This window comes from Constantimarinum furrinae, assembly GCF_014295415.1.
Lineage (GTDB): Bacteria > Bacteroidota > Bacteroidia > Flavobacteriales > Flavobacteriaceae > Constantimarinum > Constantimarinum furrinae.
Genome location: NZ_CP052909.1, coordinates 2,159,895 through 2,172,462 on the forward strand (window position 1 = coordinate 2,159,895; position 12,568 = coordinate 2,172,462).

12 protein-coding genes are annotated in these 12,568 nt (G+C 40.6%); 4 read left to right on the forward strand and 8 right to left on the reverse strand.

Features of this window, described 5'->3' with window-relative positions:
• Positions 1–277: 277 nt before the first annotated feature.
• The 4 genes from ALE3EI_RS09835 to ALE3EI_RS09850 are packed head-to-tail and all read right to left on the reverse strand — an operon-like array spanning position 278 to position 5,349.
• Positions 278–2,104 (reverse strand): ABC transporter ATP-binding protein, encoded by a 1,827-nt coding sequence (locus ALE3EI_RS09835; protein ID WP_186988201.1) that lies wholly within the window; start codon positions 2,102–2,104, stop codon positions 278–280.
• Positions 2,104–3,813, reverse strand: coding sequence for a phospho-sugar mutase (locus ALE3EI_RS09840; RefSeq protein ID WP_186988203.1), 1,710 nt, complete (start codon positions 3,811–3,813; stop codon positions 2,104–2,106). The genes ALE3EI_RS09835 and ALE3EI_RS09840 overlap by 1 nt, the downstream gene beginning before the upstream one ends.
• Positions 3,814–3,852: 39 nt before the next feature.
• Positions 3,853–4,806, reverse strand: a complete 954-nt coding sequence (locus tag ALE3EI_RS09845; protein WP_186988205.1) for a glycosyltransferase family 2 protein — start codon at positions 4,804–4,806, stop codon at positions 3,853–3,855.
• Between the two features lie 12 nt (positions 4,807–4,818).
• A complete protein-coding gene (locus ALE3EI_RS09850; RefSeq protein ID WP_186988206.1) occupies positions 4,819–5,349 on the reverse strand; it encodes a DUF4199 domain-containing protein in 531 nt (176 codons plus the stop codon).
• A gap of 169 nt (positions 5,350–5,518) precedes the next feature.
• Between ALE3EI_RS09850 and ALE3EI_RS09855 the strand changes: the two genes are divergently transcribed.
• Positions 5,519–5,791, forward strand: coding sequence for a type B 50S ribosomal protein L31 (locus tag ALE3EI_RS09855; RefSeq protein WP_186988207.1), 273 nt, complete (start codon positions 5,519–5,521; stop codon positions 5,789–5,791).
• 143 nt (positions 5,792–5,934) lie between these two features.
• On the forward strand, positions 5,935–7,110 hold the full coding sequence (locus tag ALE3EI_RS09860; RefSeq protein ID WP_186988208.1) for a GlmU family protein: 1,176 nt from the start codon (positions 5,935–5,937) through the stop codon (positions 7,108–7,110).
• 126 nt (positions 7,111–7,236) lie between these two features.
• Here ALE3EI_RS09860 and ALE3EI_RS09865 read toward each other — a convergent pair whose 3' ends face one another.
• Positions 7,237–7,743 (reverse strand): ankyrin repeat domain-containing protein, encoded by a 507-nt coding sequence (locus tag ALE3EI_RS09865; protein ID WP_222614541.1) that lies wholly within the window; start codon positions 7,741–7,743, stop codon positions 7,237–7,239.
• A 104-nt stretch (positions 7,744–7,847) separates the two neighbouring features.
• On the opposite strand from ALE3EI_RS09865, the gene ALE3EI_RS09870 reads away from it, so the two are divergent.
• Positions 7,848–8,336: a hypothetical protein gene (locus ALE3EI_RS09870; protein WP_186988209.1), complete on the forward strand. Its 489-nt coding sequence runs from the start codon at positions 7,848–7,850 to the stop codon at positions 8,334–8,336.
• A 1-nt stretch (position 8,337) separates the two neighbouring features.
• Here the strand turns inward: ALE3EI_RS09870 and ALE3EI_RS09875 are convergent, their stop codons facing one another.
• From ALE3EI_RS09875 to ALE3EI_RS09885, 3 genes are all read right to left on the reverse strand, one after another.
• On the reverse strand, positions 8,338–8,658 hold the full coding sequence (locus tag ALE3EI_RS09875; protein WP_186988210.1) for a hypothetical protein: 321 nt from the start codon (positions 8,656–8,658) through the stop codon (positions 8,338–8,340).
• A gap of 70 nt (positions 8,659–8,728) precedes the next feature.
• Entirely contained in the window at positions 8,729–10,297 is a 1,569-nt protein-coding gene (locus tag ALE3EI_RS09880; RefSeq protein ID WP_233280022.1) for an ABC transporter substrate-binding protein, read from the reverse strand.
• Between the two features lie 184 nt (positions 10,298–10,481).
• Entirely contained in the window at positions 10,482–10,835 is a 354-nt protein-coding gene (locus ALE3EI_RS09885) for a four helix bundle protein (RefSeq protein WP_186988211.1), read from the reverse strand.
• Between the two features lie 309 nt (positions 10,836–11,144).
• On the opposite strand from ALE3EI_RS09885, the gene mtaB reads away from it, so the two are divergent.
• The gene (gene mtaB / locus ALE3EI_RS09890) at positions 11,145–12,479 is read left to right on the forward strand and encodes a tRNA (N(6)-L-threonylcarbamoyladenosine(37)-C(2))-methylthiotransferase MtaB (RefSeq protein ID WP_186988212.1); all 1,335 of its coding nucleotides are present in this window, start codon (positions 11,145–11,147) and stop codon (positions 12,477–12,479) included.
• The last annotated feature ends 89 nt before the right edge of the window (positions 12,480–12,568 follow it).

Consider the following 12,568-nt stretch of genomic DNA (forward strand, 5'->3'; position numbering starts at 1 on the left):
GGGGGCTGGTCCGTTTTTTTTATGCCCTATAATTTAGTATTTGAGTCTCTATAATTTGTAGGAATTTCATTAACAATTATCTTGCAGTTTATCGATAAAAAGCAATAATAATAGATAAAATACATTTTTTATTTGGTTAATTCAATTTTACATTCTATATTTGAACCATACTTATGTTAAAACTGTCGTCGCGTGCCCCAAATGCGGCGACAACAAATTAAAGAGAGAGTGGTGCCCCAAATCACTCTCTTTTTTTTATCTCAATTTTAAAACTGATTTAAGCGAAGGATTGCATTTCTACGAGATTGTAGTAAACACCTTTTTGTTGAAGTAGTTCGTCATGTTTACCTTGCTCCACGATCTTCCCTTTTGAAAGTACTACGATCGAATCTGCAGATTGTATGGTAGAAAGACGGTGTGCAATGACTATAGAGGTTCTATTCTTCATCATATTCTCCAATGCACGCTGTACCAGACGCTCACTCTCTGTATCCAGTGCCGAGGTTGCCTCGTCGAGTATCATAATAGGAGGATTCTTTAAAACGGCTCTGGCAATACTTAAACGTTGCTTTTGACCACCACTAAGTTTACCGCCACTGTCGCCTATATTCGTATCCAACCCCATTGGGAGATCTTTTACAAATTCCCAGGCATTGGCAACTTTCAAGGCAGCCACGATCTCCTCATCGGTTGCGTTTTCTTTAGCTACCTGAAGGTTTCCCTTTACCGTATCATTAAACAGAATAGAATCCTGGGTCACAAGCCCCAATAAATTTCTCAGCGAATTTTGAGTCATATCCCGTATATCGACCTTATCGATCGTGATCTTTCCTTTATTTACATCATAGAATCGTGTGACCAGATTGGCAATGGTACTTTTACCACTGCCACTTTGTCCTACCAGTGCTACTGTATGCCCTTTAGGTACCGTTAATGAAAAATCCTGTAAAACCCAATCATCGGTATATTTAAACGCAATATTTTCAATGTCAACCGTACTTGAAAATCCATCTTTCGTTACGGCATCCGGTTTATCCTGTATCGTAGATTCTGTTTCCAGGATCTCCAAAACACGTTCGGCGGCTGCATTTCCTTTCTTTACTCCATAACTTGCCTTACTAATGGCCTTAGCAGGAGTGAGGATATTGTAAGCCAGACCCATATAGACGATAAATGCCTCGGGTGCAAGGGTATTCTCTACCAATACCATAGAACCTCCATACCAAAGGAGAATGGCAATTACAACGATCCCAAGAAATTCACTTGCCGGTGATGCCAGGTTTTGCCTGTTAAGCAAGGTATTGGAAAACTTAAAAAACCGGGAGGTAGATTCATTGAATTTCTTTGCAAAGATGGACTCGGCGTTAAACCCTTTAATGATCTTGAGTCCCCCAAGAGTTTCCTCCAAAATCGAAAGAAAAAATCCTTGTTCACGTTGTACTTTATCACTGTGACGCTTCAAACTTTTCCCAATTCGCGAGATCGCAAAACCGGAAAGAGGAATAAATATAAAGACAAAAATAGTGAGCTTAATGCTTATGGCAAGCATCGCTATGATGGTAAAGAGGATCATAAGTGGCTCTCTTACTATTAGCTCGAGTATTGACAGAAAGGAATGTTGTATTTCAAGAACATCACTCGAAATACGTGCAATGGTATCCCCTTTTCTTTTTTCAGAGTAAAAAGAAACCGGCAGATCGATAGTCTTTTTATACAGATCATTCCGCAGATCCTTCAATACCCCGTTTCTGAGGAATGTAATAAAATACATGGCCAGATAGCCAAAAAGATTTTTTAAGAGAAAGGTCCCGATTACAATGGCTATCATAACGATGAGCGCGTCCATTTCACTGGTGGCCTCAATTTTCTGATTGATAAAATAATTCATCGAATCTTCAAAATAATCACCCAATTGACCTATACCTTCATAAACCGGTGGGGATGTGACTTTTTGAGAATTGTCGAACAACACTTTAAGCATGGGCATCAACGATACAAATGCCAGGGTTCCGAAGAGCGCATAGAACACATTCGAAATGATATTTAACCATGCATATCCTTTATATGGAATGGCATAGCGAAGTATTTTTTTAAAGTATTTCATTACGAAATGTTTAGATGCGCTGTGATGTCTTCTATTCTCTTCTGAAGGGTTTCTTCCACGCGTTCAGGGTCATTAACACTGATGTAAAATTTGATCTTAGGCTCCGTTCCACTTGGTCTGGCTGCGATCTTACTCCCATCTTCGGTATAATAGATTAAAACGTTTGAAGTTGGGATATCTAATTTCTCTGTATCTCCTTCTATAATGTTCCTGGCCTCTCCGGTTAGATAATCTTCAATTTTCACCACCTTACTTCCGGCAATTTCAGTAAAAGGATTCTCGCGAAGCGACTTCATTATGGCTGCTATTTCTTCACTTCCTTTCTTACCCTTCTTAACCACAGAAATAAGTGCTTCCTTATACAATCCGAATTGCTTTTCAATGTCTTTCAGGTATTGATACACACTACTGCCTTCACTTTTCTTTTGAGCCGCAATCTCACAGGCGAGCAGGGTAGCGGTGACTGCGTCCTTATCCCGCACAAAATCTCCAACCATATATCCGAAACTTTCTTCCCCGCCCCCAATAAAGGTGAGTTCCGGGAAATCCTTCACCATCTTTGCGATCCATTTAAAACCCGTTAGCCCTTCCATATAGGTGACCTCATATTCGTCGGCGATCTTACGCAGCATTGGGGTCGACACTATAGTAGATGCAATAAAATTGTTTTGGTTGAGTGTGCCTTTCTTTTTGTGTTGTTCCAGTAAAAAATGTGTTTTTAGGATCATTGCTTGGTTGCCATTTAGCAGCGTTAGCCGTCCTTCGTCATTTCTAACCGCTATACCCAACCGATCGCAATCGGGGTCGGTGCCAATCACTAAGTCTGCACCTTCTTTTTCGGCAAGTTCCATGGCCATTTTAAGGGCTTCAGGTTCTTCCGGATTTGGAGAAGACACTGTAGGGAAATCTCCGTTTGGCAAGGCCTGCTCTTTTACGATATTTACATTCTTGTATCCGGCCTCTTCCAAAACATGAGGTATCATGGTAATGGAAGTTCCATGCAAGGATGTGAAGACAATTTTTAAAGCATCCTTAACCGATTGGGGCGTGTTAAAGCTTCCATTCTGTATGGAAGCTTCAGCAAAGGCATTGTCTATTTCGGCATCTATGGTGTGTAATAAAGAAATATCCGACTTAAAATTAATGTCGGTGTATTCCAGGCTGTTAATTTCCCGGATCACTTCTGCATCCTGAGGAGGCACTAATTGTCCGCCATCTTCCCAATAGACCTTGTAGCCGTTGTATTCTGGTGGATTATGAGAGGCGGTAAGTACAATTCCGCATTGACAATTAAGATGTCGTACCGCAAAGGATAATTCAGGGGTAGGACGAAGGTCACTAAAGAGAAATACTTCAATTCCGTTGGCTGTAAATACGTCGGCCACAATTTTAGCCAACGATTTACTGTTATGTCTGCAGTCGTATGCGATGGCAACTTTCAATGCTTGCCCAGGAAATTGTTCCTTCAGGTAATTAGAGAGTCCCTGAGTATTTTTTCCGAGGGTATATTTATTAATGCGATTATCGCCAACGCCCATGATTCCCCGCATTCCTCCTGTTCCGAACTCAAGGCTCTTATAAAAACTATCTTCCAATCCTTCCGGATCGTAGGCGATCATTTCTTTGATAGTGTGTTGGGTATCTTCATCGAAAAACGGAATAAGCCATTTGTTGACTTTTTCCAGTAGTTTCGGATCTACATATCTCATGCGTGCTTATTTTGCTGCAAAAATAAAGAAACTTGTCGGTTATTGGTTTAAGTTTCGTTCTTCTTTAACAAGGTAGTGTACAGAATTCTTTTTACTTCTTAGAATGAGTTCGCCAAGAAATCCGGCAAGGAAGAGTTGTGTTCCCAGTATCATTGCCGTAAGAGCGATATAAAACTGAGGGCGTTCGGTGATAAGACGCCCTGTAGGGTTTATAAACAGTTTGTCGACGCCCAGATAGAGGGCAAAACAAAAGCCTACAAAGAGGGTTACTGCTCCCCAGGCGCCAAAGAGGTGCATAGGTCTTTTTCCGAAGCGCGATAAGAACGAGATGGTAATCAGATCCAAAAAACCTCTTACAAAGCGTTCCATACCAAATTTGGTGCTTCCGTATTTTCGAGCCTGATGCAAAACCACTTTTTCTCCTATGTTCCCGAATCCTGCATTCTTTGCCAGTACAGGAATATAGCGATGCATTTCACCGGTTACTTCTATGGTTTTTATGACTTCTTTTTTATAGGCTTTAAGGCCACAATTGAAATCGTGAAGTTGAACTCCTGACGTTTTTTTCGCAGCAAAATTAAAGAGCTTAGAGGGTAGATTTTTTGAGACAATGGAGTCGTATCGCTTCTTTTTCCAGCCCGAAACCAGATCGTACCCATCCTCGGTGATCATTTTGTACAACTGCGGAATTTCTTCCGGATTATCCTGAAGATCGGCGTCCATGGTGATGACCACATCACCTTTAGCTGCAGCAAATCCGGCGTGTAATGCCTGGGACTTTCCGAAATTCTTTAAAAACCGAATAGCCTTTACTTCCGGATGTTGAGAGGCAAGATCGTCGATCACTTTCCAGGATCCATCGGTGCTTCCATCATCTATGAACAACAACTCATATAAAAAACCATTGGATTGCATAACAGTAGCAATCCAATGGTATAATTCGTTAATTGATTCTTCTTCGTTAAGAAGCGGAATGACGATAGAAATTTGCATAAATGAGTTTCTCTACTGTATTTGCGGTCGGTTTTGCTTCATAATTAGTCCCGCGATCAATGAAATAATAAATCCAAAGAATAAACTAGCGATCAAGCCGAATGTAACCATCATTCCCGGACTCATGAATTTTTCAGTCATACCAATTGCCATATCCAACTGCTCCTGAGTCATTTCGGGATTCTCTGTGATCATTTTCTCGCGAGTTACTTCCAATAACTGCACTGCGAAATCCGGTTCAATTACCGTAACGAAAATATAAGTAAATATAGAGCCAACAATTCCAGCAATAAGTGAGATGGCAAGACCGGTTTTTAAGGCTTCACCTAAGGTAAGAAAACCATCACCATCCTTTTTGTAGGCTTTTAGTCCGTAAACTATGGCAGTTATCATAATAGCAAAATTAAGAACAGATTGCCACCAGGGTTGATCCATATGCATACCCATCACATAGACAATTACGGAGACAACGATCGTCCCAAGGGCTAAAAGTAATCCATAGTTAAGCGCAATTTTCTTTACAGAGGCTTTTTGAGTTTCCATGATTTTTTCGTTTTATTGGTTTGGTTTGTTAGTAAACAAAGATAGCAAAACGTTACATTTAGCTTGATGATATAATTCATTAAAAAAACATCTAAATTTATTGTGGATTTATTAAATATCCTTAAATTTGCACTCTCAAAAATTGAGATTCAAAGTAAAAGATAAGACGATGAAAAAAGGTGTGCACCCTGAAAATTATAGATTAGTTGCTTTTAAAGACATGTCTAACGACGATATTTTTCTTTCAAAATCAACTGCCGATACTAAAGAAACCATTGAAGTTGACGGTACAGAATATCCTTTAGTAAAGTTGGAGATCTCAAGAACTTCACATCCGTACTACACCGGTAAATCTAAACTTATCGATACTGCAGGGCGTATTGACAAGTTCAAGAACAAGTATTCTAAATTCAAGAAAGAAGCTAAGAAAGAGGAAGAATAAATTCCTTGTCTTATAGATATTATAAAGCCTTCGAGAGATCGGAGGCTTTTTTTATGCTCTTATTTCTCAATACTTTTTAAAATTTGAACATAAATAATCCTCTCAAAGTCCTAACTTTGGGTAGCATTTAAAACGAAATTACTGTGAATTATATCCTTTTTGACGGCAATGTCAGAAATCAGTTACTGCCATTTACCTTTACCCGCCCTGTGGCCGATATCAGAATCGGCATCCTCACCATACGTGAGAAATGGGAATTATTACTCGGTTTTACTACCACGACGATCACAGAGGATTATCTCACAGGGAAATGGCCTATGGTTGAGTTGGAGCAAAATATTTTGATCAATGCCTCCTTTATTCCTACTGAAAAACTGGTCGACAGTATTAAGAATCTTTCAGAAAACAAAGCGATCTTTTATAAGGAGGAGCCTGTCGCTTTTTTTACTTCGGAAGGGCAGGAAGTGGATTTTAAGTCGTATGATATCGTTCAGCTAGAGGAAAATGAAATCTTCAGAATAGAACACACCTGGGATATATTTTCAAAGAATCATAAAGCCATCGCCTTAGATTTTAAATGGCTTACCCGGGGTAGAAAGTCACAGCCCATCCCTGAAATGACGGTCGCTTTCAACAAGGAAGAGATCTTTATAGAGGAAGGTGCAACATTACCCTTATGTTCATTAAACGCTACTGAAGGCCCTATATACATTGGTAAGAATGCCGAGATCATGGAAGGTGCAATGATTCGTGGGCCCTTTGCACTGTGTGAAGGAGCTACTGTGAAGATGAATTCCAAGATCTATACCGGTTGTACGGTAGGACCTTATAGTAAAGTTGGTGGAGAGTTAAACAACTCTGTGATCTTTGGGTATTCTAATAAAGGTCATGACGGCTTCCTGGGAAATGCCGTTATAGGTGAGTGGTGTAACCTTGGTGCCGATACCAATAACTCTAATTTGAAGAATAATTACGATGAGGTCCGACTTTGGAGTTACGAAACCGAAAGTTTTGCCCGTACCGGCTTGCAGTTTTGCGGACTAATGATGGGTGATCACAGCAAATGCGGGATCAATACCATGTTCAATACAGGGACGGTTGTTGGCGTGAGTGCTAATATCTTCGGAAGTGGTTTTCCGCGCAATTTTATTCCGAGTTTCAGTTGGGGGGGCAATGCCGGAATGACTACCTATAAAACGAATAAGGCTTTTGAAGTTGCCAAAGTAGTGATGGCGCGTAGAGGGGTTGATTTTTCTGAAACAGATGCTTCCATTCTTGAGCATGTCTTTGAGGAAACTGCCAAATGGAGAAGGGGGTGAAAGAGTCAGAAGTCAGAAGTCGGGAGTCGGAAGTCGGAAGTCGGAAGTCGGAAGTTGGAAGTCAGAAGTCTGAAATATTGGATTAGTAGGCAAAAGCATTATACTATGGAACTACATTTTTAGTAGTCAATAAAGCTCAATTTTCGTTTCTACGGCACCCAAAGATTCTAGATATTCCTTAACCTCAATTGCGTCCTCACCACCCTTTATGGCGTGATGTAATAAGGTAAATCCGTGTGGGCCTTTTGCATTGAGACTTTCAGGGAAGGCGGTAAGCATTGGTTTTACGATCTCCATTTTTCCAAATAAGGCCGCTGTGAAAATATTTACCTGAGCACCTTTGTTTATTAAATACTGAGCTATTTCTTTATTTCCAACATGACTGGCAGCTCCTAAAGCAGTCTCAAAATCACCAAATTTCCAATCGTGGGCAGCGTTTAGGAGCGTGGGATGTTCCTCCAACAACGACTTAACGACGTCGAACCTTCCATGACCGGCTCCCACAAAGGTAGCCACCATTTCTTTGTCCAATTGAGGGTCATTGGTTTGAGGAGCGGAAAAGGACATCAATGAGGTTCCGGCTATCACGAAGCCCGAGGTTCCGAGTGTTTTTAAAAATTGACTTCTCTTCATAATGGCAGGATTTATCTAAAGATAAATACAAACCGCGGTAATAATTTAAAAAATATGTATTTTAACAGCTTCAAATCAGTGATTTAATTATAATCCCTCTTAATATGAAGTTTCTTACTCTTTTTGCCTTAGTTGTGTTTTTTCAGATCAGTGCGTTTTCACAGGTCATGCAATTGTCTAATATGTCGTATACAATTAACGGATCGACTTATGAGCTGGGTACGCTGGAGCTCACGGGTGATCAATTGGCAAAGCTGCACACGCTTTTAAAAAATCAGCAGGAAATGGAGAAGTATTCAGCAGAATTTACACGTATTGAAGCAGAGGTGAAAAATGCCCCAAACAAAACAGTGAAAACCGATAATGGGATAGCTTCCGCATTAAATCAGCCTGCCGTCTTGAAATCCCGTAAGGAAAGAGATCTCTATTACGATGAAATGACGCGTAAGGTTATTGAACTTCAAAAGAGTACTAAAATAAGTCTGGAAGGGCTTCAAGAACTATCAAGTAAAAATAGCGCGCTTGTTTCATTGCTTTCTCAGGTGCAGAAAAGTGACGAGAGCAACAATGTTATTAGAAAACTTCGGAATTAAATCATTGTCCTGGCACCACCATGTCAAAATATTCGGTGTAGAATATTAGATCTAAAATATAAGGTAAAGACCATAGCACCAGTATGGTAAGTATTAAGGTGATTAGAAATTTTACTCTTCGGTTGCGGGTTTCCTTTTTCTTTTTTTTGAACAGATCTTTTTGGAATTGAGCAAACTCAAAAGTTCTCATTTTTTTATGATCCTCAAGCTTACCGTATCTTCCGGTTTGATAAAACCCATCCCTTTCGAACATTTTCTTTCTCTTGGATAAGAGTTTTTTGTTGTTCTTGAGGGTAGTTATCATTCCCTGTATGCCACTCATTCCCATAATAGACCGCTTTAAATATTAGTCGGGAAACCGTTTTGAAAAGTTACATGGCCACAAAGAATTCTTATTGCTTCTTAACCCGTTTTAACACTAAAAAATTCTGCGGATTAATGCCTAAACCACTAACCTTCTTATTAACAAACCGAACCGCTTTGTCATAAAACAAAGGGACGACTGGCGCTTCAGAAATGATAATAGAATCCATTTTAGTATACAACAGTTTGCGCTCTTCGATATTGCTAATCGACAGGGCTTTTACATAGAGACTGTCGAAGGTTGTGTTCTTAAAGTGGGTATAATTAGGACCATTAGGCGTAAAGTTTTCGCTGTAGAACAAGGAAAGATAGTTTTCGGCATCGGGATAATCGGCGATCCAGCTGGCACGAAATATATCCAGCTCTCCGCTGCTCTTCATCTGGCGCAGGGTTGATGGAGGAACCACATCGATAGTTACATCTATACCAAGTTTTTCCAGTTCTCTTTGAATGTATTCGCAAAGATCCAGGTACTGACTGTTTGTGCCAATTGTGATCTGTGGCGTCATGTCACCGGATTCGGATTTGTATTGGGCGATAAGTTCTTTAGCCTTTTCGGGCTGGTAGGTGTAACCGGCGATCTCATCAAATCCCGGAAGACCTTTTGGAATAAACCCGTTTGTGGCCGGAATTCCCATGCCATTTCGCAGGTAGGTTACCATTTTCACCCTGTCGAAACCATAATTGATGGCCTGACGCAGTGCCTTGCTTTGTATCTCCGGAGTATCGGCGCCCATAAAAAATCCGAGATATTCGGTATTGAGATAGGGCGCCGTAATAAGATTCACCTTCGATCGGTATTTTTCCTGAAGTTCTCCTGTAGTAGAGATGACCTCATCCTTATAGGAATTATCCAGTCCTGAAACCAGATCAAGTTTACCCTGTGTAAACTGAAGGAACTCACTTTGTTTATCGGGTAAGAAAGTTATCGCCACAGCTTCCAGATAGGGAAGGGGCGTACCATGTTCATCGGTTTCAAAATAGTTATGATTTTTCCGAAGCACCAGCTTTACGTTCTCCTCCCATAACTTAAACTGAAAAGGCCCCGTTCCCACCGGATTGCTTCTGAAATCATTTCCGTAATGTTCCACAGCTTCTTTTGGTACTACCGAGCAATAGCGCATGGAAAGCAAGCCCATAAATGCAGGAAATGGTTGTTTAAGCAGTATTTTAAAAGTAGAGTCGTTTTCGGCTTCGTAGTATTCAACATTATTCATTACCCAACTTCCCGGAGAGGCGACATTCTCGTCGGTAAGTCGGTTAAAACTATACACAAAGTCCTGTGCGGTTACGGTGCGTGTGGAATCCCTGCCAAAGACTTTATTTTTATGGAAATAGACATCATCCCTAAGGGTAAACGTATAGGTGCAGGTGCTGTCAACGATCTCCCAGGATTTTGCGATATCGGGTTTGATATTCAACTCGTCGTCCAATTGTACAAGTCCGTTGTACAACTGATTGGTAGGCCAGATGATCTGCGGATTTCTGGCAAAAGCCGGATCGAGCGTTGGGATGTTACTGTGTTCGTTATAGCGAAAAACGAGGTGGTCGATATCTTTTTGAGCTGAATCTGCACATGATGAAAACAGAATGAGCACTAACAGACTGAAGAGTGAGGTTGGGAGTCCGAAGTCCGAAGTCCGAAGTTGGAACTGCGAAGACCGAAGGCCGAAGACCGAAGTCCGAAGACCGAAGTCCGAAGTCCGAAGTCCGAAGTCCGAAGACCGAAGTTGGAAGTCCGAGGACAGAATTAATTTTATTTTTTTAAACACCGAATACGGATTATTTTATATTTTTTTTAAAACTAACCATCATATTCATCAAATGAAAAGAATCGGAATATGACCTATTGAAGTCTGAAGTTGAAATATAATTCCTTCTTTTAGCTTTGTAAAGGCAAGTAATAACTTCTGCCAAAGAACGAATGGCATATCCCATAAATTTTCGGAATTCTTTGTTCGATTGGCCTATTGACCCTTCTGATATATTAAGTGCTATTGAGTCTGAGGCTCGTCTTAATTGAGAACTTAGATTAAACTTTTCTTTTTCTGGAAAATTATCTGCCATCTCATTTATAACTTCTCCCAATATCATAGCTCTTTTCCAAATTATCAATTTTTCAAATTTAAACTGCATACTCCGAATTTTAAAGGGGGAGTAAGCGTGTAAAGTTAGAAATTTTTTATTCCGATTTTAGCTTATCCGTACAACTTTTTTCTTAACTAAAAGGCACATGGAAACAACGATTCAAACATTTTTTTAAACGAGCTTCTCAATAAGAACTAAAACCTATTACTTTTAAGCCATTACATGATTTGATTCATCGTCCCTCGCGACTCCTGACTCCCGACTTCTGACTCCTGACACCCGACTTCAACATGAGCCTAAATATGTTTAACTCAACAATTGTTCGTACTTTTGCAATCCTCTAAAGATTACTAGAGAATGGAATCCAAAAACAAAGTCGCATTTTACACTCTGGGCTGTAAGCTTAATTTTAGTGAGACCTCTACCATTGCCAGAGGTTTTACTTCGGAAGGCTTTGAGCGGGTTGATTTTGAAGAGACTGCCGATATTTATGTGATCAATACCTGTAGTGTGACCGAAAATGCCGATAAGCGTTTTAAATCTATCGTAAAGCAGGCACAGAAAGGGAATCCGGAAGCATTTATTGCTGCCATTGGCTGTTATGCGCAGCTTAAACCTGAAGAATTGGCGAGGGTAGACGGGGTAGATCTGGTGCTGGGCGCTACCGAAAAGTTTAAGATCACCGATTATGTAAATGACCTTTCGAAGAATGATTTTGGGGAAGTGCATTCCTGTGAGATCGCTGAAGCCGATTTCTATGTGGGTTCTTATTCCATTGGCGATAGAACCCGAGCCTTTTTAAAAGTTCAGGACGGTTGTGATTATAAATGTACCTATTGTACCATTCCGTTGGCACGGGGAATTTCCCGAAGCGACAGTTTGCAGAATGTGCTGCGGAATGCAGAAGAAATTGCGGCGCAGGGAATCAAAGAGATCGTGCTTACCGGAGTAAACATTGGTGATTACGGTAAAGGAGAATTCGGGAATAAGAAACACGAGCATACTTTTTTTGAATTGTGTGAGGCACTGGAGACTGTTCCAGGTATTGAGCGTTTGCGAATCTCTTCCATAGAACCCAATTTGCTTAAAAATGAGACCATAGACTTTGTGGCGCAGTCGGATATTTTTGTACCCCATTTTCATATTCCGTTGCAGAGCGGAAGCAATTCAATCTTGAAATTAATGCGGCGGCGCTATATGAGAGAATTGTATATCGACAGAGTTGAGAAGATCAAACAAGTGATGCCTCATGCCTGTATAGGAGTAGACGTCATAGTGGGGTTTCCGGGAGAAACGGAAGCGCACTTTTTGGAGACCTATCATTTCTTGAATGAACTTGATATTTCCTATCTGCATGTCTTTACTTATTCTGAACGGGATAATACGCCCGCTGCTGTAATGGACGGGGTTGTACCTAAAAAAACCAGACACAAACGTTCCAAAATGCTTCGCGGATTATCGGTTAAAAAGCGGCGTGCTTTTTATGAGAAGCAGTTAGGCACCACCCGAACCGTATTATTTGAAGGTGAAAATAAGGAAGGGTATATTCACGGTTTTACTGAAAACTATATAAAAGTAAAAGCTCCCTGGAACCCTGAACTGGTCAATACCTTACATCAAATTAAGTTGCAAAGTATCGATGACGATGGTTTGGTTCGTTTTAGCTTTGAAAAGGAACTAATCCTGCGTTAAGGACTCACCATTGCGCTACCAGCGGTTATGGTGAGCTTGTTGAGGCGGCATCCTCGACCTGGCTCCTGTGGAGTAAGGGCGAGATATAG

Coding starts and splice junctions, on each gene's coding strand:
- ALE3EI_RS09835 (WP_186988201.1), bottom strand. CDS start 2,104: ATGAAATACTTTAAAAAAATACTTCGCTATGCCATTCCATATAAAGGA.
- ALE3EI_RS09840 (WP_186988203.1), bottom strand. CDS start 3,813: ATGAGATATGTAGATCCGAAACTACTGGAAAAAGTCAACAAATGGCTT.
- ALE3EI_RS09845 (WP_186988205.1), bottom strand. CDS start 4,806: ATGCAAATTTCTATCGTCATTCCGCTTCTTAACGAAGAAGAATCAATT.
- ALE3EI_RS09850 (WP_186988206.1), bottom strand. CDS start 5,349: ATGGAAACTCAAAAAGCCTCTGTAAAGAAAATTGCGCTTAACTATGGA.
- ALE3EI_RS09855 (WP_186988207.1), top strand. CDS start 5,519: ATGAAAAAAGGTGTGCACCCTGAAAATTATAGATTAGTTGCTTTTAAA.
- ALE3EI_RS09865 (WP_222614541.1), bottom strand. CDS start 7,743: ATGAAGAGAAGTCAATTTTTAAAAACACTCGGAACCTCGGGCTTCGTG.
- ALE3EI_RS09870 (WP_186988209.1), top strand. CDS start 7,848: ATGAAGTTTCTTACTCTTTTTGCCTTAGTTGTGTTTTTTCAGATCAGT.
- ALE3EI_RS09875 (WP_186988210.1), bottom strand. CDS start 8,658: ATGAGTGGCATACAGGGAATGATAACTACCCTCAAGAACAACAAAAAA.
- ALE3EI_RS09885 (WP_186988211.1), bottom strand. CDS start 10,835: ATGCAGTTTAAATTTGAAAAATTGATAATTTGGAAAAGAGCTATGATA.
- mtaB (WP_186988212.1), top strand. CDS start 11,145: ATGGAATCCAAAAACAAAGTCGCATTTTACACTCTGGGCTGTAAGCTT.